This window comes from Roseovarius nanhaiticus (assembly GCF_900156535.1).
Classification (GTDB): domain Bacteria; phylum Pseudomonadota; class Alphaproteobacteria; order Rhodobacterales; family Rhodobacteraceae; genus Roseovarius; species Roseovarius nanhaiticus.
The window spans coordinates 134324-153982 of sequence record NZ_FTNV01000004.1 but is presented as its reverse complement, the minus strand read 5'-3'; the positions used below and the strand labels follow the sequence as shown (position 1 = coordinate 153982).

The 19659-nt window shown below is 62.1% G+C and carries 17 protein-coding genes; 10 read left to right on the top strand and 7 right to left on the bottom strand.

Features of this window, described 5'->3' with window-relative positions; all coding sequences use genetic code 11:
* Window positions 1–86 precede the first annotated feature (86 nt).
* Both BW975_RS16450 and BW975_RS16445 read left to right on the top strand, forming a co-directional pair.
* Window positions 87–2348, top strand: coding sequence for a TRAP transporter permease (locus BW975_RS16450; protein ID WP_076535442.1), 2262 nt, complete (start codon window positions 87–89; stop codon window positions 2346–2348).
* Window positions 2349–2469: 121 nt separating this feature from the next.
* Window positions 2470–2943, top strand: coding sequence for a flavin reductase family protein (locus tag BW975_RS16445; protein ID WP_076535441.1), 474 nt, complete (start codon window positions 2470–2472; stop codon window positions 2941–2943).
* 2 nt (window positions 2944–2945) lie between these two features.
* Here the strand turns inward: BW975_RS16445 and BW975_RS16440 are convergent, their stop codons facing one another.
* From BW975_RS16440 to BW975_RS16430, 3 genes are all read right to left on the bottom strand, one after another.
* Window positions 2946–4316 (bottom strand): glutamate--cysteine ligase, encoded by a 1371-nt coding sequence (locus tag BW975_RS16440; protein WP_076535440.1) that lies wholly within the window; start codon window positions 4314–4316, stop codon window positions 2946–2948.
* A gap of 77 nt (window positions 4317–4393) precedes the next feature.
* Complete coding sequence (locus BW975_RS16435) at window positions 4394–4924, bottom strand: hypothetical protein (RefSeq protein WP_076535439.1); 531 nt, start codon at window positions 4922–4924, stop codon at window positions 4394–4396.
* Window positions 4921–5646: a 16S rRNA (uracil(1498)-N(3))-methyltransferase gene (locus BW975_RS16430; protein WP_076535497.1), complete on the bottom strand. Its 726-nt coding sequence runs from the start codon at window positions 5644–5646 to the stop codon at window positions 4921–4923. The genes BW975_RS16435 and BW975_RS16430 overlap by 4 nt, the downstream gene beginning before the upstream one ends.
* Before the next feature lie 12 nt (window positions 5647–5658).
* Between BW975_RS16430 and ubiA the strand changes: the two genes are divergently transcribed.
* The 8 genes from ubiA (at window position 5659) to BW975_RS16390 (ending at window position 15151) form a co-directional block, all read left to right on the top strand.
* The gene (gene ubiA, locus BW975_RS16425) at window positions 5659–6630 is read left to right on the top strand and encodes a 4-hydroxybenzoate octaprenyltransferase (protein WP_076535438.1); all 972 of its coding nucleotides are present in this window, start codon (window positions 5659–5661) and stop codon (window positions 6628–6630) included.
* A gap of 60 nt (window positions 6631–6690) precedes the next feature.
* Window positions 6691–8607, top strand: coding sequence for an OmpA family protein (locus BW975_RS16420; RefSeq protein WP_076535496.1), 1917 nt, complete (start codon window positions 6691–6693; stop codon window positions 8605–8607).
* Window positions 8594–8911: a hypothetical protein gene (locus BW975_RS16415; RefSeq protein ID WP_076535437.1), complete on the top strand. Its 318-nt coding sequence runs from the start codon at window positions 8594–8596 to the stop codon at window positions 8909–8911. The genes BW975_RS16420 and BW975_RS16415 overlap by 14 nt, the downstream gene beginning before the upstream one ends.
* Before the next feature lie 344 nt (window positions 8912–9255).
* Complete coding sequence (locus tag BW975_RS16410) at window positions 9256–10089, top strand: flagellar motor protein MotB (RefSeq protein ID WP_076535436.1); 834 nt, start codon at window positions 9256–9258, stop codon at window positions 10087–10089.
* A gap of 117 nt (window positions 10090–10206) precedes the next feature.
* On the top strand, window positions 10207–11511 hold the full coding sequence (locus tag BW975_RS16405; RefSeq protein ID WP_244512621.1) for a flagellar hook protein FlgE: 1305 nt from the start codon (window positions 10207–10209) through the stop codon (window positions 11509–11511).
* 63 nt (window positions 11512–11574) lie between these two features.
* Window positions 11575–13032, top strand: a complete 1458-nt coding sequence (gene flgK / locus BW975_RS16400) for a flagellar hook-associated protein FlgK (protein ID WP_076535434.1) — start codon at window positions 11575–11577, stop codon at window positions 13030–13032.
* Window positions 13032–14039, top strand: coding sequence for a flagellin (locus tag BW975_RS16395; protein WP_076535495.1), 1008 nt, complete (start codon window positions 13032–13034; stop codon window positions 14037–14039). Before flgK ends, BW975_RS16395 begins: the two co-directional genes overlap by 1 nt.
* 62 nt (window positions 14040–14101) lie before the next feature.
* Window positions 14102–15151 (top strand): flagellar basal body P-ring protein FlgI, encoded by a 1050-nt coding sequence (locus tag BW975_RS16390; RefSeq protein ID WP_092746271.1) that lies wholly within the window; start codon window positions 14102–14104, stop codon window positions 15149–15151.
* 55 nt (window positions 15152–15206) lie between these two features.
* On the opposite strand, the gene glpK is transcribed toward BW975_RS16390, so the two are convergent.
* The 4 genes from glpK to BW975_RS16370 form a co-directional block, all read right to left on the bottom strand.
* A complete protein-coding gene (gene glpK / locus BW975_RS16385; RefSeq protein ID WP_076535433.1) occupies window positions 15207–16706 on the bottom strand; it encodes a glycerol kinase GlpK in 1500 nt (499 codons plus the stop codon).
* A gap of 67 nt (window positions 16707–16773) precedes the next feature.
* Window positions 16774–18498 (bottom strand): ABC transporter substrate-binding protein, encoded by a 1725-nt coding sequence (locus BW975_RS16380; protein WP_076535432.1) that lies wholly within the window; start codon window positions 18496–18498, stop codon window positions 16774–16776.
* A gap of 64 nt (window positions 18499–18562) precedes the next feature.
* On the bottom strand, window positions 18563–18838 hold the full coding sequence (locus tag BW975_RS16375; RefSeq protein ID WP_076535431.1) for a DUF2160 domain-containing protein: 276 nt from the start codon (window positions 18836–18838) through the stop codon (window positions 18563–18565).
* Window position 18839: 1 nt separating this feature from the next.
* A complete protein-coding gene (locus BW975_RS16370) occupies window positions 18840–19637 on the bottom strand; it encodes a carbohydrate ABC transporter permease (protein WP_076535493.1) in 798 nt (265 codons plus the stop codon).
* Window positions 19638–19659: the final 22 nt, after the last annotated feature.

Below are 19659 nucleotides of genomic sequence, written 5' to 3'. Positions count from 1 at the left end.
ACACGCATGCCGCCCCCAAAAGCCGGGGCGGCATGATATACTTGGGCGCCGCAGGTTTGCGGTGACACTCCGGGGAGGGGGTTTCAATGTCGGACCAACTGAAAAGCGAAGCCGAAGAGATCGATCCGCAAGGTCCGATCGTTGTCGAGGGTGTCGATGAAGAGCCGATAGAGGCCAACCGCCGCCTTTTTTCAGGACGCGGCTATCTGGTCGTCGCGGCCTTGTCTGCGATCTACGCTTTCTTTCACGTGGCTGCGCTCAACGGCATGTCGATCGAGGCCTGGACCGGGATCAGCATCCCCTTCCTGCCGACCTTCCCGATGGAGACCTGGAATTTCCGCATCGTCCACGTTGCGGGTGCGCTGATCCTTGGCTTCACGCTCTATTCCGCGCGGGCCTTTCTGGACGAGGGTCAGGGCGGCAGGGCGTTGCGTCATCCGCTCGACCTTCTGACCTTGGTATTGATCCTGCCCGCGCTGTATTCGATCTACATCGCGTTCGACATCGCCGCCCAGATTTCCAGCGGCGTGATGTGGAATGGCATGAGCCCCGAGTTCAAGACGCTCGAGATTTACCACTACGGCCTGCCTCTGATCGTGGCGACCGCCGCGGGCATTGTCATCGGCTGGGTGCGCGGACGCGAGCGCGGGCAGGTGGCCATCGCTGATCTGCTGCTATCGCTTTGCGCCATTTCGGTAGCGGTCTATCTGATCACCATGTACGGCACGCTCATGCGCAACTCGACCGGCACGCCGTTCGCGCCCATCGGGATCTCGCTGGCGGCGGTTGCGGGCACCGCACTGATCATGGAGATGACGCGCCGTGTCGCGGGTCTTGCCCTGATCGTGATCGCCGGAATTTTCCTTGTCTACGTTTTTGTCGGTGACTTGCTGCCCGGTTTCCTGAATGCGCCCAATATCCAGTGGACGCGTTTCTTCAGCCAAGTCTACACCGACGCGGGTATTCTTGGGCCGACAACGGCGGTTTCGTCCACCTACATCATCCTCTTCATCATCTTTGCGGCCTTCCTGCAGGCGTCGAAAGTGGGCGATTATTTCGTCAATTTCGCCTTCGCGGCCGCGGGCCGCGCGCGTGGTGGCCCGGCCAAGGTCTCCATCTTCGCGTCGGGCCTCATGGGCATGATCAACGGCACGTCGGCCGGCAACGTCGTGGCCACCGGATCGCTGACGATCCCGCTGATGAAAAAGGTGGGCTATCACAAGAAGACGGCAGGCGCGGTCGAGGCCGCAGCCTCGACGGGTGGGCAGATCATGCCGCCCATCATGGGCGCGGGCGCCTTTATCATGGCCGAGATCACGGGTATTCCCTATACGGATATCGCCATCGCGGCGATCATCCCGGCCATCCTCTACTTCGTCTCGATCTACTTCATGGTCGATTTCGAGGCGGCCAAGCTGGGCATGCGCGGCATGCGCGAGGATGAGTTGCCGAAATTCCGCGACATGGTGCGGCGCATCTTCCTTTTCCTGCCGATCGTCATTCTGATCGTCGCGCTTTTCATGGGCTATTCCGTGATCCGCGCAGGTACGCTGGCAACGGCTGCGGCGGCGGTCGTGTCGTGGCTGACGCCCTACCGCATGGGCATCCGCAGCATCGCCCGCGCGTTCGAGCTGGCCGGGATCATGTCGATCCAGATCATCGCCGTTTGCGCCTGCGCGGGTATCATCGTGGGCGTGATCAGCCTGACCGGCGTCGGCGCGCGCTTCTCCTCGGTCCTGCTCAACCTTGCCGATGCAAGCCAGCTCTTGGCGCTCTTCTTTGCGATGTGCATCTCGATCCTTCTGGGGATGGGCATGCCGACCACGGCTGCCTATGCGGTGGCCGCGTCGGTTGTCGCGCCGGGCTTGGTGCAGCTGGGCATTCCGCAGCTGACGGCGCATTTCTTTGTCTTCTACTTCGCGGTCGTGTCGGCCATCACGCCGCCTGTGGCGCTGGCCAGTTACGCGGCGGCGGGAATATCGGGCGCGAACCCGATGGAGACATCGGTGGCGTCGTTCAAGATCGGTATCTCTGCCTTCATCGTGCCGTTCATGTTCTTCTACAACGGGGCGATCCTGATGGACGGCACCTGGGTCGAGGTGATCCGGGCAGGCGCGACGGCGATCTTCGGAGTGTACCTGCTATCCTCGGGCGTGCAGGGGTGGTTCGCGGGGACGATGGTGGCGTGGTTCATGCGATTGGGCCTGATCCTGGCGGCGCTCTGCATGATTTCGGGCGGATTGATCACCGATCTGGTGGGCATTGGCCTGACTGTGTTGCTCTACTTTGTGCAGCGCCAATTCAGCCCTGCGGCGGATGCGCAGATCGCGGTACGCGGCAGCGACTGAGCTTGCTGACTGCGCGCTCTTGCAAGGGGGTGCACCCTCGGGCATGGAAAGGTAGACAGGGCGCGTGCCAATCGCGGTGCGCGCCCTACCTTTGTGCCAAGATCCAAACGCCGGAGCGTTCATGACCGTTACAGATACCCGCGCCCTGCGTGATGCGTTTGGCCGCTTTGCCACCGGCGTCACCGTGATGACGACGCGCGAGGGCGATGGCACACCGCGCGGCTTCACCGCCAACTCGTTCAGCTCGGTGTCCCTGGACCCGCCTTTGGTGCTGGTCTGCATCGGCAACAATGCCCATAGCGGGCCTGCCTTTCGCGCGGCGCCGCACTTTGCCGTCAATGTGCTGGCGGATGCGCAGCGGGACGTGGCCAAACTCTTTGCCTCGCGCAGCGAAGATCGATTTGACCGAACGGAGTGGCACGCAGGCCCGCATGATCTGCCGCTGCTGCCAGGATCGCTGGCAACACTGATATGCGCCCAGCACAAGCTGGTCGAGGCGGGCGATCATGTCGTCCTCATCGGTGAGGTTCTGGAGACGCAGATCAGTGACGGACCCGCCCTCGGTTATCACCGGGGCGAATTCATCACCATCTAGGCCTAGTAAGAATACTCGGCGTAGATACGGCTCAGATCGCCGTTCCAGTCGCCGTTATAGTGCGCCAAGAGCTCGTCCGCTGGCGTCTGGCCCGACTGGACACTTTCGCGCAAGGCGTTCAGAAAATGCGTCTCGTCCGGTATAAGCCCTTCGGCGCCGGGGCGCGCGCGTGCCTTGAGGCCCGCCTCGGAGATATCAAGGACTTGGCGCGCCAGCTCGTGCATGTCGATCCCGTCCACGCGTGCCTGAAGGGCATCGACGCTGGCAGCGACGCGAAGCGCCTCGCGCTGCTCGGCGCTCCAGCCCTTGACCAGATCCCATGCTGCATCAAGGCTGCTGGCGTCATACATGATGCCGGTCCAGAAGGCTGGCAGCGCACAAAGGCGGCGCCACGGGCCACCATCGGCGCCGCGCATCTCCATGAATTTCTTGATGCGCGCCTCGGGAAAGGCGGTGGTCAGGTGATCCGCCCAATCGGACAGCGTGGCCTTTTCACCCGGCAGTGCCGGCAACTCACCGCGCAGGAAATCGCGGAACGACATCCCCAGCGCGTCGATATATTTGCCGTCGCGGTAGACGAAGTACATCGGCACATCGAGTGCGTAATCGACATACCGCTCGAACCCCATACCGTCCTCGAAAACGAAGGGCAGCATGCCGGTGCGGTCGGGGTCGAGATCGCGCCAGACGCGGCTGCGCCATGACTTATGGCCGTTCGGCTTGCCTTCGAAGAAGGGCGAGTTGGCGAAAAGCGCGGTCGCGACCGGCTGAAGCGCCAGGGCCACGCGAAATTTCTGCACCATGTCCGCCTCGGACGAGAAGTCCAGATTGACCTGCACGGTGCAGGTGCGGCGCATCATGACCCGGCCCATCGTGCCGACCTTCTGCATGTAGCTGTCCATCAGCTTGTAGCGGCCCTTGGGCATCAGGGGCATGTCCTCATGCGTCCACTCGGGCGCCGCGCCGAGGCCGATGAACCCGACGCCGACCTTGTCGGCGACATCCTTGACCTCGCGCAGATGCGCGTTCACCTCGTCGCAGGTGGCGTGAATCGTCTCAAGCGGGGCGCCGCTCAGCTCAAGCTGGCCGCCCGGCTCCAGCGAGACATTCGCGCCGTTCTTCTCCAGCCCGATCAGGTTGCCATCCTCAAGGACGGGCGACCAGCCGTGGGCATCGCGCAGCCCTTCCAGCACCGCCGAAACGCTGCGCTTGCCGTGATAAGGGATGGGCTGATGCGTGTCCTTGCAATAGCCGAATTTCTCGTGCTCGGTGCCGATGCGCCAGTCCTGCTTGGGCTTGTTCCCTGCCGAGAGGTATTCGGCCAACTGGCTGTGATGTTCGATCGGGCCGCCGCCTGACTGAGGAATGGACATGGGCAGAGCCTCCGCTGAAATTCAGACCTCAGTAGGTGGCGCGGGTGCAGGGGGGTGTCAACCCGCCCTGCGCAACTTCACGTCAGGCGCAGATGCGGCGCGGCGGTGCCGGGACGCTGCCACAGGAGGGTGCGGCCCGCGTCCTTGCGGCGCATTTCGGCCAGCATCCGCTCGGTCTTCATCCCCGGCAGTGCGGCAAAGACATCGAACAGTGCATCGGCCCCCGCAGCGGTCAGGGGGATCATCACGTCGTCCTGATCGGGTTGGCTCAGCGCCCAATGCGCGGGCTTGCCCGTGCGGTCGAGCGCCAGCGACGTCATCTCCGAGCGCGCGATGACGCCGCCGCCCAAGGGGCCGAAATAGCCAATCGCGCCCTCGTCGATCTGCACGACGCCCGGACCGCCGGTGCCCGCGGCAAAGCGCATCCGCTGGGCCGCCGCGATGAGTGAGACCGCGCCGCCAAGCGCGATGGCGCAGCCCAGCCAGAAGGTGATGCCGTAGCTGCCAAGCGCAATCACCCCGCCAACCGCGAGGATAGCGGCGCTGATCAGGATACCTTGCCACCGGGTCAGTGTGCGTACGGCCTCGGGGCGCAAAAAGCGGCTCATGCCCAGTCGCCCATCGTGGTTTGCCAAAGGGTCAGCGCGGCCACGGCGGCCGTATCGGCGCGCAGGATGCGCGGGCCCAGTCGGGCGGCATGGGCATGGGGCAGCGCGGCGAGGCGCGCCCGCTCGGCCTCGGAAAATCCGCCTTCGGGGCCGATGAGTATCGCCCATGGTCCGCCATCCCGCGGCATATCGCGCGCGGCGCCGCCTGCCAGCGCCTCGTCGCAGAAAAGGATGCGGCGGGCGGGATCCCATCGATCCAGCAGGGTGCCCAGCTTGGCCAGATCATCGACCGGCGGCACAAACGTTCCGCCGCACTGCTCGGCCGCCTCGATGGCGTGGGTCTGAAGGCGGTCCTGCCGCACCCGTTCGGAATTGGTGAAATCGGTTTGCACGGGACAGATGCGCGCGGCGCCCATCTCGGTTGCCTTCTCGACGATGAAATCGGTGCGCGCCTTCTTGATTGGAGCAAAGAGCAGCCAGAGGTCGGGTGGCATCTGCAAAGGGCGCGTTTGCGTGCGGCATTCCAGCGCGCCCGCCTTCTTGCCCGCCTCCGTCACCTCGGACAGCCATTCGCCATCAATGCCGTTGAACAAAGCGACAGGCGCGCCAACGGTCTGCCGCATGACACCAAAAAGGTAATGCGCCTGATCGCGGTCCAGACGAACCGTTTGCCCCGGCCCCAATGGCTGCTCTACATACAATCTGATCTTGGCCGTATTCATGAGGCGCACCATATGACCCCAGCCAACCCGAGACCAGAGGGCACCGCGCAGGATTCTGTCGCCGATTCCGTGCGCGGCAATTGGGTGGATCGCTATGCGCCCGCTGCCACGCGGCCCTATCTGCGGCTGAGCCGGGCGGACCGTCCAATCGGGACTTGGCTCTTGCTGCTGCCCTGCTGGTGGGGGCTGGTTCTGGCGATGCTGCACGATGGGCAGGCGCGGTGGTTCGATCTGTGGATCTTTGGTGGCTGCGCGATTGGCGCGTTTCTGATGCGCGGCGCGGGCTGCACCTGGAATGACATCACCGACCGGCATATCGACGGCAGTGTCGCGCGCACCGCGTCGCGGCCCATCCCGTCGGGGCAGGTCAGCGTGCGTGGCGCGCTGGCATGGCTGGTGGTGCAGGCGCTGGTGGCGTTTTGCATCCTGCTCAGCTTTCCGCCGACGGCGATTGCGCTGGGAATATTGGCGCTTGCGCCCGTCGCCATTTATCCTTTTGCCAAGCGGTTCACATGGTGGCCGCAGATTTTTCTGGGGATCGCGTTCAACTGGGGCGCGCTTTTGGCGTGGACCGCCCATACCGGGCAGCTGGAGTGGCCAGCTGTCATCCTCTACCTTGCCGGTATCGCGTGGACATTGTTCTATGATACGATCTACGCGCACCAAGACGCCGAGGATGACGCGCTGATCGGGGTGAAGTCCACCGCGCGCCTTTTCGGGGATCGCTCGCCCCTGTGGCTGCGCCGGTTTCTGGTGGCGACCGTCGTGCTGATGACGGCCGCGGTGATTCTGGCCAGCCGGGGCGGGGATCCCATTGCGTTGTTGATCGCGCTACTTGGCCCCTGGGCGCTTGGCCTGCATCTGGTCTGGCAGATGACACGGCTGGACGTGCAAGATATGCAGGGTCTTCTGAGGCTCTTTCGATCAAACAGGGACGCGGGCCTGTTGCCCTTGCCGTTTTTCGCCGCTGCCCTGCTGGTGTGATTGAATAACCGGGGGCAGGGGCATAAACACGACAGAGTTTTCACAATGATCGGGCCGTCCATGCGCCTCTCTGCCATCTTTGCCATTGTCGGGACTTTCGCGCTTGCCGCTGTTCTTTGCCTCGTTGCCGCCAGTTTCACGGTGCGGGTCATCGAGGATAACGCACGTCATTCGGTGCGCAGTGAGCTGGATAAGGAAGGCATGACCTGGACCGAAGTCGATGCTGATGGACTTCAGGTTTTTCTGGCGGGCAGCGCCCCCAGCGAGGCCAAGCGTTTTGCCGCGCTGACTGTCGCCGGACGCATCGTGGATGCGGCACGGGTGATCGACCAGATGCTGGTCGAGGACAGCGCCGAAATCGCGCCGCCGCGGTTCTCGGTCGAGATCCTGCGCAACGATCATGGTATCTCGCTGATCGGGCTGGTTCCAGCAGCGATGGACCGCGAGGCCTTTACCGAACAGCTGGCCACCATCGCCGATGAGGCTGAGGTCATAGACCTCCTCGAATCGGCGGATTACCCGGTCGCCGGCAGTTGGGACTCGGCGATCGACTATGCGCTGAGGGCGCTCGCGCAGCTGCCGCGCGCCAAGATATCGGTGGATTCGGGCCGCGTGGCGATCATCACCATGGCCGACAGCCCCGAAGAGAAAGTGGCGCTGGAGCGCGATCTGCGCCGCCGGGTGCCATCCAACCTGCGCGTGTCCGTCAATGTCTCGGCACCGCGTCCGGTCATCACGCCCTTCACTTTGCGTTTCCTGATCGAAGATGGGGAGGCGCGCTTTGATGCCTGCTCCGCCGACACACCAGAGGCGCAGCGGCGCATCCTCAATGCCGCGCGCCAGGCGGGGCTGGAAGGCGATGTGGATTGCATCATCGGCCTTGGTGTGCCGACACCGGAGTGGGGTGAGGCCGCAGCACTGGCCATTGCGGCGCTCAGCGATCTGGGGGGCGGCAGCATTACCTTTGCCGATGCCGATATCGCGCTGATCGCGCCACAAGGCACCGAAGAGGCCAAGTTTGACGATGTCGTCGGTGGTCTCAACAGCGACTTGCCCGATGTCTTTGCCCTGAAGGCCGTTCTGCCGCCGCCCGAGACCGAAGGCGCGCCCGTCATTCCCGAATTTGTGGCCACCCTGTCGCCCGAAGGCCTTGTCCAATTGCGGGGCAAGCTGGGCAGCCAGCGCCTGCGCGACACGGTCGATAGCTTTGCCAAGGCACGCTTTCGCTCGGACGCGATCTATAACCGCACACGGATGGTCGAAGGACTGCCCGGTGATTGGCCGGTGCGCGTGCTGACGGGTCTTGAGGCGCTGGGATTTTTGGCACACGGAGCCGTCGTGGTCACACCGACGCAGCTGAGCGTCACGGGCAAGACCGGCCGCAAGGAAGCGGGAGCGCAGATCGCAGGCCTTCTCGCCGAGAAGCTGGGTGAAGCATCACAGTTCGATATTGATGTCGAGTACCAAGAGGCGCTGGATCCTGTCGCGGGCTTGCCGACCCCTGAGGAGTGCATCGCGCAGATCGAGGCGATCCAGGGCGATCGCAAGATCAACTTTGAGCCGGGATCGGCAACGATCGACGGCAATGGCGCGGCGATCATGAACGATATCGCGGATATCCTGGACACATGCGGTGAGATTCGCATCGAGATCGGTGGTCATACCGACAGCCAGGGTCGCGAGGAGATGAACGAAGAGTTGAGCCAAGCGCGTGCCAATGCCGTTCTGGACGCGCTGCGCGCGCGCCGTGTTCTGACCTCGAGCTTTACCGCCAAGGGCTATGGCGAAAGCACCCCCATCGCCGGCAATGATACCGAGGAGGGCCGCGAGGCAAACCGTCGGATCGAATTCAAGCTGATCAAGGCCGAGCCATTGCCCGACCCCGAAAATTCCGGGCTTGAAAGCTTGGAGGAAGAGGGGCAGGAAGAAGAGGCAAGCGGCGCAGGGGAAGAAGGCTCGGGCGATGAACAGAACTGAATTCATCATCGCCACGGCGATCATCCTGTTCGTCGCCTTCGCCCTGGGATGGTTTGCCAATTGGCTGGTGCATCGGTTTATTCGCGTGTCGCATTCCGATGTGGGTGAGCTGGACCGTATGGCCCAGGAGCTGCATGAGGCCGAAGAAACCCGCGATCAGGCGATCACGTATCTCCAACAGCGTGAGGCCGAACTGACCAATCAGCTGAGTCAGACCGAGGCCGAACTGGCCGCGACGATGGATGGTCTGCGGGAGGCGCGCCAAGAGGCCGAACATATGCGCGCCCATTACGAGCGAGACTGAGCGCAAAGCAGGCCAAGTGGTCGCGTGCGGCCAATCTTGTATTGAGTATTTCCGGAACAGTGAAAGACGCTGGGCCGCGCGGGGCCCGACAGGTTTTTCCTCGCATCCAACGCGGCGCTTTCGCATCGATCAGATCTGACGAAGCGCTTCCTCAAGCGATTGGGCCTCGCCACGCCGGAGGAAAAGTCATCTGCGTCTTGCTCATTGGACTTGCGCTTGCTGTCCGGTCCTGGGCCGGTACCGGGGCGCCGAGCGCAGCTGAAACACTTACAAGTCGAAGTATTAACGCGCTGTAAGGGGTTCGCCTGCTATCCCATGTCTTGGGTGAGTTAAGAGGTGGTGAGATGAGCGCGCAAGGCAATGCGGCGCCAGTCATCATCAAGAGAAAGAAAGTTGTCGCCGGGGGCGGGCACCATGGAGGTGCCTGGAAGGTCGCGTATGCGGACTTTGTCACGGCGATGATGGCCTTCTTTTTATTGATGTGGCTGTTGAACGCGACAACGGAAAAACAACGCAAGGGCTTGGCTGATTATTTCAGTCCCGTCGTTCCGATCAGCCGTGTCTCCAGCGGTGGCGATGGCCATTTCGGCGGCGAAAGCGTGATGGCCGAGGACACGTTGTCCTCCGAAGGCGTTGGCGCCTCGAGCCTGCGTGCCACCGAGGCGCGCATGGCGCGTGGACAAACCGGCACGAGTGCCGATGCCGGTCTTGAAGAGTTGCAACGCAAGATCGATGAGGCGTTGACTGCGAGCTCTGGAGAAAGCACCGTGGCCTCCGAATTGCGGCGTCACATCATTACCCGCGTCACCGACGAGGGGCTGGTGGTTGAATTCTTTGACGTGGCCCAAGCGCCGCTTTTTGCCGAAGGTGGTGCCGTGGCGGCACCAATTCTGACACAACTCGCCAAGCTGTTGGTCGATGTGGGCGCGATGGTCACCAATGCGGTCGCGATCGAGGCGCATACGCGGGCGGCGCCGATAGTGTTGAAGGAAAACCGTGACTGGGACATCACGACCGAGCGGGCGCAGGTGATGCGGACACTCTTGAAACAACAAGGGCTGGCCCAGGATCGGGTAGCGCGCGTGACGGGTCATGCAGATCGCGATCCCGCAGTGCGCAATCCGATGGCGGTGCGCAACAACCGTATCGAGGTTATTTTTCTGCGCCAGGCGGAGTGAAAGCACGCATCCCGTCTGCACGGCGATTGAATTGGATTTTATCTGTTAGTCGGATGTTAAAGGAGCGCGCGTAAGTCTGGTCTTCGACAATGGTCGATGCAGCAGAAAGGCGTATCCATGACAATTTCTTCCTCGCTTAACGCGGGCGTTGCGGCGCTCGCCGCGAATGCCAACCGCTTGGCGGCGATTTCGGACAATATCGCGAACTCGGCGACCTACGGCTATAAGCGGGTAGAGACCGACTTCCAGTCGATGGTCATCAGCGGCTCGGGGGGCAGCTATTCTGCTGGCGGAGTTCGGTCCATGACTCAGCGCCTGATCGACCAGGGCGGCTCACTCACCACCACCTCCAATGCGACCGATCTGGCCGTGCGCGGACGCGGTATGCTGCCGGTCGCACGATCCAGCGAGGTCGCGCTCGGAGGTAACAGTCAGCAAATGCTGCTTACAACCACTGGGTCGTTCCGTACCGATGCCAACGGTATTCTCAAGACGCAAAGCGGCCTCGTCCTTTTGGGCTGGCCGGCCAATCCCGACGGCACCGTGCCTGAATTCCCGCGCGATACCGCTGACGGGCTGGAGCCGGTGCGCATCAACGTCAATCAATTGACGGGTGAGCCGACCACATCCATCAACCTTGGCCTTAACCTGCCCGCAGTCGATACGAACGCCGGTGCCAGTGGTGATCCGCAGGAGTTATCGGTCGAATACTACGACAATCTTGGCAAGTCCGAGAATGTCGGCATCGAATTTTCGCCGACTATTCCCGGCGCAGGCAATTCGAACGAATGGACCATGACCTTGCGCGATTCGGCTCAGGGCGGCGCCATCATCGGACAGTACACCCTGAACTTTGACGATTCGCGCGCGGCGGGCGGCACCCTTATGGGTGTTTCCCCGGCGGGCGTCGGCGGCGCCTATGACGGGGCGAGGGGATCTGTCATCGTCAATGTCGCGGGGGGGCCGATGGAGGTTAATATCGGCAAGCTCGGCGCACCCGACGGCCTCACTCAGCTTTCCGACAGCTTTGCGCCGCTTTCGATTTCCAAGGACGGCTCGCCGGTTGGCAATATGACCTCGGCCAAGGTGGATGAAAACGGATTTGTCCATGCCTCCTACGACACGGGCATTACGCGTGTCATCTACCAGGTACCCTTGGTTGATCTGCCCAACCCGAACGGCATGGTCTCGCTGGATCAGCAGACCTACATGCCCTCGCCAGATAGCGGATCATTCTTCCTCTGGGATGCGGGCGATGGTCCCACCGGGGATGTCGTCGCCTTTGCTCGTCAAGAAAGTGCGACCGATGTCGCGGGCGAATTGACCGATATGATCCAGACGCAGCGCGCGTATTCGTCGAACGCGAAGGTCATTCAGACCGTCGACGAGATGCTGCAGGAAACGACCAACATCAAGCGCTGATAGAGCGCAGGCCCGGGCGCGTGGTCGCGCCCGATACCACGTATCCGATAGAGAGACGCAATCATGAGCATCACCTCGGCCCTGTCCAGTGCCCTTTCAGGCCTCGCGGCCAATTCGCGGGCTGCGGGCGTTGTCTCGGCAAACTTGGCCAATATTCAGACCGAAGGATACGGCCGGCGGGAAATCGCTCTTTCCCAAGACGCCGTCGCGACAGGCGGCGGTGTTCGGGTGTCAGGCATCATCCGGCATGTCGATAGCGCTGTACTGTCGGACCGCAGGGCGGCTGATAGTGATCTGGCGCAATCGCAGACTCGCGCCAATTTTCTGAAGGGTGTTCAGGCCAGCATCGGCACGCCCGATTCGAACGGCTCGCTTTCGTCTCTGATGTCTGCACTAGAGGCATCACTCGTCACGGCCGCCAGCCGGCCAGAGGCGACTGATCGGTTGCAGCAGGTCAGTTTGCGGGCTGCCGAAGTCACTGGCGCTTTCAATGACATTTCGGACAGCATTCAAAACCAGCGTATGCGCGCTGAGGAGCAGATCGAGGCGTCGGTGCGTGGTCTTAATTCTGACCTTGAGCAGGTTCATCGGATCAACATCCAGATCCAGATCGCGCAGCGTAAGGGTGCGGATACGTCCGGTCTTCTGGATCATCGACAGGTCGTGGTCGACCGTGTCGCCGAACTGATCCCGATCCGCGAAGTCGCACGCGACGATGGTGCTATTGCCTTGATGACCCCCGGGGGGACGCTCTTGGTCGACAGCGGCAGTGCGAGACTCGAATTCACGCGTACAAACGTGATCGCGCCCCACATGACACTTGAGGGGGGACTTCTTTCGGGTCTGCGCATCAACGGTGAACAAGTCGCGCCCGCGGGTATGCGCAGCCCTATTGAAGGAGGTCGGCTGTCGGCAATGTTCGACGTGCGCGATACGCTGGCTGTTGATGCGCAAAGGCAAATCGATGCCTTGGCCCGTGACGTGATCGAACGGTTTCAGGATCCCGCCTGGGACACGACCGTCGGTGCCGCCGACCCTGGGCTCTTTACCGACCAAGGTGGGCGTTTTGACGTGGCGTCTGAGACTGGAATTGCAGGGCGGATGGCGCTCAACCTGGCAGTCGATCCAACCAAGGGTGGCGACCCGCAAAAATTGCGCGATGGTCTGGGCGCGGTTGCTTTGGGGCCGGTGGGCAATGCCGCGCGTCTACATGGCCTGGCCGATGCATTTGCTGCCCGCTCCAGCATGGCGTCAGGTGATCTAGGCGGTGCGGCGGGTTCCGCTTCGCAACATATCGCCAGCATGGTCTCGCAATTGTCGCAAACTGTGCTTGCCGAAGATCGCGTGAGCAGCTTCGCCGCGGTGCGACAATCCGGCCTCGCCGAGGCGTTGGCACAGGACGGAGTGAATTCGGATGATGAAACCGCGCGGCTTCTGCTGATCGAACAGGCGTATGCGGCAAATGCGCGGATGATCCAGACTTTGGATGAAATGATGGATACCCTGCTGAGGATTGGATGATGATGTTTCACGCGATAGGTGATCTGGCGCAATCTCTCACCCTGCGCAGGCAGAGTGCTGCAGCGCAATCTGATGTGATGCGCCTGACCCAAGAACTTTCTTCGGGCCGTGTCGCGGATTTGGCCCAGCACTTGCAGGGTAGTTTCGGCCAGCTTGCCAATATGGAGAACCAGCTGGCCGTAAACGCGGCGCAGCGCACCGCAAGCACCGAGGCACAAGTACAGGCGACTGTCATGCAATTGTCGCTGGAAGCGGTTCAGACTCAACTGGGCTCACTTTACGAGCGCGCATTAAGCGTTGGTGATGCGCCGACCAATCTGGCCCTCGCCTCTTTGGGAGCTAACGCGGAAGAAGTGCTGGGCGGCATCATGTCGGCCCTGAACAAGGGCGTGGGCGGCAGGCCGGTATTCGCGGGGAACGCACTGGATGCATTGCCTCTGACCGGCTCCGCCCAATTGCTGAGCGCCGCACGAACTGCGATCGCGGGCGCAACGGATGCGGCGGGTATCGCCGCAGCGCTGAACGTGTTTTTTGACACTCCCGGCGGCGCCTTCGAAACGGATATCTACCGCGGCGCGACTGAGGATATGGCGCCCCATCGGCTTGGCGGTGGCGAAGAGGTCGGTCTTTCGATCCGCGCGGACGATCCAAAACTGCGCAGCGTTTTGAAAGATGCGATCATGGTGGCGCTCGCGGGTGACGAAAACCTGGGCTTGCCCCGCGAGGTGAGGCAAAACCTCTTGCGCAGTTCCGTGACGTCCATGGGCGGGTCCATCGACGCAATCATCGGGCTTCGATCGGACCTTGGATTTGCCGAAGAGCGTATCGACCAGTCAATCACGCGTAATTCAGCCGAGCGTGCCTCACTCGAGATGACGCGCAGCGACCTCATATCGGCGGATGTCTTCGACACAGCCAGCGCGCTCGAACAAGCGCAACTGAGGCTCGAGACCATTTACACCCTTACCGCGCGGACGCAGCGCCTGAATCTGGTGAATTTCCTTTGATACAGATTATCTCCGGTTTTCTTTGCGCGGCTGCGTTTATTCTGTCGAGCCTTGGGCCGGCCATGGCCGGTCCCATCCGGATCAAGGATCTGGTGGAGTTCGATGGGGTCAGGGGCAACGACCTGGTCGGGTATGGGCTGGTCGTGGGCCTGAACGGTACGGGGGACGGGCTGCGCAACGCGCCCTTTACCGAAGAGATCATGTCCAACATTCTGGAGCGGCTTGGCGTCAACGTTTCGGGTGAGCAGTTTCGCCCCAAGAATGTCGCGGCCGTTTTGGTGACTGCCAGCTTGCCTGCATTCGCACGCGCGGGTGGGCAGATTGACGTCACCGTGTCGGCCATCGGAGATGCGAGCAGCCTCTTGGGCGGAACGCTCATCATGACACCTCTCAACGCGGCGGATGGGCAGATCTATGCGGTGGCGCAGGGCACGATCATAGCGGGTGGGGCCGTTGCCCAAGGTGACGCGGCAGCCGTGGTGCAAGGCGTGCCAACCTCCGGCTCGATCCCCGCGGGTGCGCGTGTCGAGCGAGAAATTGCGTTCGAGTTAGGTTCGCTGGATCAACTGCGCCTTGCATTGCGCGAGCCGGATTTCACCACGGCGGGCCGGATTGAAAACGTCATCAACAGCAACTACGGCCGCGCGGTGGCCGTCATGCTTGATAGCGGGACAGTGCAACTTGATATCGGGCGCACGCGTGCGCCCTCACCGGCGCATGCGTTGGCTCGAATCGAGAACTTGCTGGTTGAGCCTGAGAGTAAGGCGCGCGTCGTCGTTGATCAAAGGTCCGGCACTATCGTGATGGGGCAGGACGTGCGCATTAGCCGTATCGCGGTGTCGCAGGGAAATCTTACCTTGCGTGTCGAAGAGGCGCCCATTGCGGTTCAGCCGAATCCGTTTGCCGAGGGCGAGACCGTCGTCGTTCCGCGCACCAACGCCCAGATTGAAGAGGAGGCCGGGTTTGGTTTGGCCGAAGTGCCGCCCGGCACAACGCTATCCGAGGTGGTCGCGGGTCTGAACGCGCTGGGCGTGGCGCCGCGCGACATGATCGACATTCTTAAAAGCATCAAAGCTGCCGGGGCGCTGCATGCGGAGTTCGTGGTACGGTAGCAAAGCAAAGGGCCGGGCAGGCATGAGGCATGGTCCATTCCATCGCATCAATGCGTCAGAACTTCTGCGCGGCATCTACGGCGCGGCGCCACGCCTGATACTTGCGATCGCGAAGGTCGCCTGACATCTGGGGGGTAAATGTGCGCTCCAATGCCCACATCTCGGAAAAGCTTGCCTGGTCGGGATAGAGGCCCGCGCGCAGACCGGCGAGCCAGGCGGCCCCCATGGCCGTCGTCTCAAGGGTCGCTGGCCGATCCACCGACGCGCCAATGATGTCGGACAGGAACTGCATCGTCCAATCCGATGCGCTCATCCCGCCATCGACGCGGAGCGTTGCTTCCTTGGCGCCTGAGTTGGTCTCCCCGCTCCAATCGAGATGCATCGCATCCAGAAGGTCGCGCGTCTGATAGCCGACGGATTCAAGTGCGGCGCGGGCCAGCTCAGCAGGCCCCGAATTACGTGATAGACCAAAGATCGCGCCGCGGCATTCGGCCTTCCAATACGGCGCGCCCAGCCCGGTAAACGCGGGAACAAGGACGACATTCTGGCCGGCATCTGCGGCCTCGGCCAGAGGCTGTGTCTCGGCGGCGTGGCGGATCATCTTGAGCCCGTCGCGCAGCCATTGCACCACAGCCCCGGCAACGAATATCGAACCTTCCAGCGCGTAGGTCGGTGTACCGTCCAACTGGTAAGCGATTGTGGTCAGCAACCGATTTTTTGAACGCACGGGTGTGGCGCCTGTGTTCAGCAGCGCAAAGCAGCCGGTGCCGTAGGTGGATTTCAGCATGCCGGGCTGGAAACAGGCTTGTCCGATGGTCGCCGCTTGTTGATCTCCGGCGACGCCCAGGATTGGAATGGCGCGGCCAAAAAGATCGTCGCGCGTCACGCCGAAATCCGCGGAGCAATCACGGACTTCGGGCAGCATACTCGTCGGAATGTCCAGTAGATCGCAGATTGTCCGGCTCCACCGTCCCTTGCGGATGTCGTAGAGCAAGGTCCGTGCCGCGTTGGTGGCGTCCGTCACGTGGGACGTTCCACCGGTCGCCTTCCAGATAAGGTAACTGTCGACGGTTCCGAAAAGAAGCTCGCCCGCCTTCGCTTTGGCGCGGGCACCTTCGACATTGTCGAGGAGCCATTTCAGCTTGGTTCCGGAAAAATAGGGATCGAGAAGCAAACCTGTCCGCTCGCTTACCATGTCCTGATGGCCTTCATCGCGCAGGGCATTGCAAATGGCGGCGGTGCGCCGATCCTGCCAGACGATGGCGTTGTGGATTGGCTGTCCCGTATTGCGGTCCCAAACTACCGTCGTCTCGCGCTGGTTGGTGATGCCGATAGCGGCGACGTCGGTGGCGGTGATCCCGGCGCGCTCGATGACCGCGCGGCAGGTGCCGGCCACGGTCGACCAAAGATCGGCGGCGTCATGCTCGACCCAGCCGGATTGCGGGTAATGCTGGGGGAATTCCTCTTGGGCAATCGCTGAGACCTGCAGCGCCTCGTCGAAGAGGATTGCGCGGCTGGAGGTGGTGCCTTGGTCGATTGCCAGAATGTATTTCATGTCGGCCCGAAGTTTCGGAAGAGGAATAGCCGGGGCGCGGCAGATGAGCGCCCCGGCATGATTTGCATTATTCCGTCCAGGATTTCACCAGCTCATCATAGCTGATGGTCTGGGGCTCTTCATCCTCGTTCTCCAACTTGGGCTTGGGCGCGCCCGGCTGCTCGAGCCAGTAGGAAGGATCCTGCTCCTCATTGAGGACCGGGCCCAGATCGCCCTGGATACCGGCACGCTCAAGGCGGGCCATCACGTCCTCCATATCGGCGCAAAGCTGGTCCAATGCCTCTTGCGAGGTTTTGGCGCCGGACATGGCGTCACCGATATTCTGCCACCAGAGCTGTGCCAGCTTGGGGTAGTCAGGCACGTTGGTGCCGGTCGGCGACCACTGCGTGCGCGCGGGCGAGCGGTAGAACTCCACGAGACCGCCCAACTTGTCCATGCGATCGGTGAAATGATCCGACTGGATGGTGGATTCGCGGATGAAGGTCAGGCCGACATCGGCCTTCTTCACGTCGACCGTTTTGGAGGTGACGAACTGCGCATAAAGCCAGGCGGCCTTGGCGCGGTCCTCGGGCGTCGAGTTCATCAGTGTCCAGCTGCCTACGTCCTGATAGCCGACCTTCATGCCGTCCTGCCAGTAAACGCCGTGCGGCGAGGGGGCCATGCGCCATTTGGGCGTGCCGTCCTCGTTCATGACGGGCAGATCGGGCGTCACGGTCGCCGCGGTAAAGGCGGTGTACCAGAACATCTGCTGCGCGATCGAGCCCTGTCCGGGGAACGGGCCAGCCTCGCCGAAAGTCATGCCGGCAGCGGCGGGGGGCGAGTATTTTTGCAGCCACTCGATTGCCTTGTCGACTGCATAGACCGCTGCGGGCGAGTTGGTCGCACCGCCCCGCGCCACGCAGGCGCCGACGGGCTGCGATTGCTCGTTCACGCGGATGCCCCATTCGTCGACGGGCAGGCCGTTGGGCTCGCCCACGTCGCCCATGCCGGCCATGGACATCCACGCATCGGTGTAACGCCAGCCAAGTGATGGGTCTTTCTTGCCGTAATCCATGTTGCCAAAGACTTCGCCCTCGACGCCCAGATGGCTGAGGTCGCGCCCGGTAAAGAACTCGGCGATATCCTCGTAGGCCGACCAGTTGACCGGCACGCCGAGGTCGTAGCCATAGGCTTCCTTGAAGTCAGCCTTGTTCTTTTCGTCGTTGAACCAGTCGTAGCGGAACCAATAGAGATTCGCGAATTGCTGGTCCGGCAACTGGTAGAGCTTGCCATCGGGCGAGGTGGTGAATTCGGTCCCGATAAAATCCTCGAGGTCGAGCGTGGGCGAGGTCACGTCCGCGCCCTCGTTCGCCATCCAGTCGGTCAGGTTGCGGACCTGGCCATAGCGGATATGCGTGCCGATGAGATCGCTGTCGTTGACATAAGCGTCGTAGATATTCTCGCCCGACTGCATCTGCGTCTGCAGCTTCTCGACGACGTCGCCTTCGCCGATCAGGTCATGCGTGACCTTGATGCCGGTGATCGCGGTGAACGCGGGGGCCAGCACCTGAGCCTCGTATTCATGGGTGGTGATGGTCTCCGAGACCACGTTGATTTCCATGCCGTCGAAGGGCTGGGCCGCATCGATGAACCATTGCATCTCAGCCTCCTGCTCCTCACGGGTCAGGGTGCTGATGCCATTGATCTCGTCATCGAGGAAGCTCATCGCCGCCTCCATGTCGGCGATCGCCGGTCCGGCGATCAGCCCGAGGGCCAGCGCCATCGCGGTGGATGATCTGAGTGTGACGTTCATTGTAGGTTTCCTCCCTTTGGTTGAACGATATTATCTTGGCGCGCCCGCCTTTGGTGTCATTCCTTCAGACCCAGCGAAAGACTGCCGCAGCATAGCCGAGGCAGACAAGCAGCGCGAAGTATTGCGGCCCGAACCCGAGACCGAGCCATGCGATATTGATGAAAGCCGAGCCCAGCAGCGTGATGAAAAGCCTGTCGCCCCGCGTCGTCTCGATCCGCAGGATACCTGTGCGCGGTGTTTCGGGATACTTGATCGCAAGAATCGTGAAGGTGATCAGCAATGCGGCGATGACGCCGAAGAATGCGGCGGTCGGCCAAGTCCATGCCATCCAATCAAGCATATCAGACCCTCCCCAGGGCAAAGCCCTTGGCGATGTAGTTGCGCACGAAATAGATCACCAGCGCGCCGGGCACGATGGTCAGAACACCTGCCGCAGCCAGCACGCCCCAGTCGACGCCCGCCGCGCCGACGGTGCGGGTCATGGTGGCGGCGATGGGTTTCGCGTCGACAGAGGTGAGCGTCCGGCTCAGCAGCAGCTCGACCCATGAGAACATGAAGCAGAAAAAGGCTGCGACCCCGATGCCTGAGGCAATGAGCGGCGTGAAGATCTTGATGAAAAACGCGGGAAATGAGTAGCCATCGATATAGGCCGTCTCGTCAATCTCGCGCGGCACACCCCGCATGAAGCCTTCCAGGATCCAGACCGCCAGCGGCACGTTGAACAGGCAATGCGCCAGCGCGACGGCGATATGCGTGTCAAAGAGATTGATGGACGAGTAGAGCTGAAAAAACGGCAGGGCGAAGACGGCTGGCGGCGCCATGCGGTTCGTCAGCAGCCAGAAGAAAAGATGCTTGTCCCCCATGAAGCTGTAGCGGCTGAACGCGTAGGCGGCGGGCAGCGCCACGGCGAGGCTGATGACGGTATTCATAACGACGTAGATCAGCGAGTTGACGTAGCCCATGTACCAGCTCGCATCCGTCAGGATCTTGGCGTAATTCGCGAACGTCAGGTCCTGCGGCCAGAGTGAGAAGGTGCCGAGGATCTCGGCGTTGGTCTTGAGGCTCATGTTCAGCAGCCAGTAGATCGGCAGCATCAGGAAGACGAGATAAATCGCCATCACGATGGCCGAGCCGTTCATCCGCAGCTTGCGGCGGCGCGGT

Bases quoted from the DNA above. Each gene is read 5' to 3' on its own strand.
- glpK (WP_076535433.1), bottom strand. From the start codon at position 16,706: ATGAAATACATTCTGGCAATCGACCAAGGCACCACCTCCAGCCGCGCA.
- BW975_RS16430 (WP_076535497.1), bottom strand. From the start codon at position 5,646: ATGAATACGGCCAAGATCAGATTGTATGTAGAGCAGCCATTGGGGCCG.
- BW975_RS16395 (WP_076535495.1), top strand. From the start codon at position 13,032: ATGATGTTTCACGCGATAGGTGATCTGGCGCAATCTCTCACCCTGCGC.
- BW975_RS16370 (WP_076535493.1), bottom strand. From the start codon at position 19,637: ATGAACGGCTCGGCCATCGTGATGGCGATTTATCTCGTCTTCCTGATG.
- BW975_RS16390 (WP_092746271.1), top strand. From the start codon at position 14,102: ATGGCCGGTCCCATCCGGATCAAGGATCTGGTGGAGTTCGATGGGGTC.
- BW975_RS16420 (WP_076535496.1), top strand. From the start codon at position 6,691: ATGCGCCTCTCTGCCATCTTTGCCATTGTCGGGACTTTCGCGCTTGCC.
- BW975_RS16435 (WP_076535439.1), bottom strand. From the start codon at position 4,924: ATGAGCCGCTTTTTGCGCCCCGAGGCCGTACGCACACTGACCCGGTGG.
- ubiA (WP_076535438.1), top strand. From the start codon at position 5,659: ATGACCCCAGCCAACCCGAGACCAGAGGGCACCGCGCAGGATTCTGTC.
- BW975_RS16440 (WP_076535440.1), bottom strand. From the start codon at position 4,316: ATGTCCATTCCTCAGTCAGGCGGCGGCCCGATCGAACATCACAGCCAG.
- BW975_RS16415 (WP_076535437.1), top strand. From the start codon at position 8,594: ATGAACAGAACTGAATTCATCATCGCCACGGCGATCATCCTGTTCGTC.
- BW975_RS16410 (WP_076535436.1), top strand. From the start codon at position 9,256: ATGAGCGCGCAAGGCAATGCGGCGCCAGTCATCATCAAGAGAAAGAAA.
- BW975_RS16450 (WP_076535442.1), top strand. From the start codon at position 87: ATGTCGGACCAACTGAAAAGCGAAGCCGAAGAGATCGATCCGCAAGGT.
- BW975_RS16380 (WP_076535432.1), bottom strand. From the start codon at position 18,498: ATGAACGTCACACTCAGATCATCCACCGCGATGGCGCTGGCCCTCGGG.
- BW975_RS16375 (WP_076535431.1), bottom strand. From the start codon at position 18,838: ATGCTTGATTGGATGGCATGGACTTGGCCGACCGCCGCATTCTTCGGC.
- BW975_RS16405 (WP_244512621.1), top strand. From the start codon at position 10,207: ATGACAATTTCTTCCTCGCTTAACGCGGGCGTTGCGGCGCTCGCCGCG.
- flgK (WP_076535434.1), top strand. From the start codon at position 11,575: ATGAGCATCACCTCGGCCCTGTCCAGTGCCCTTTCAGGCCTCGCGGCC.
- BW975_RS16445 (WP_076535441.1), top strand. From the start codon at position 2,470: ATGACCGTTACAGATACCCGCGCCCTGCGTGATGCGTTTGGCCGCTTT.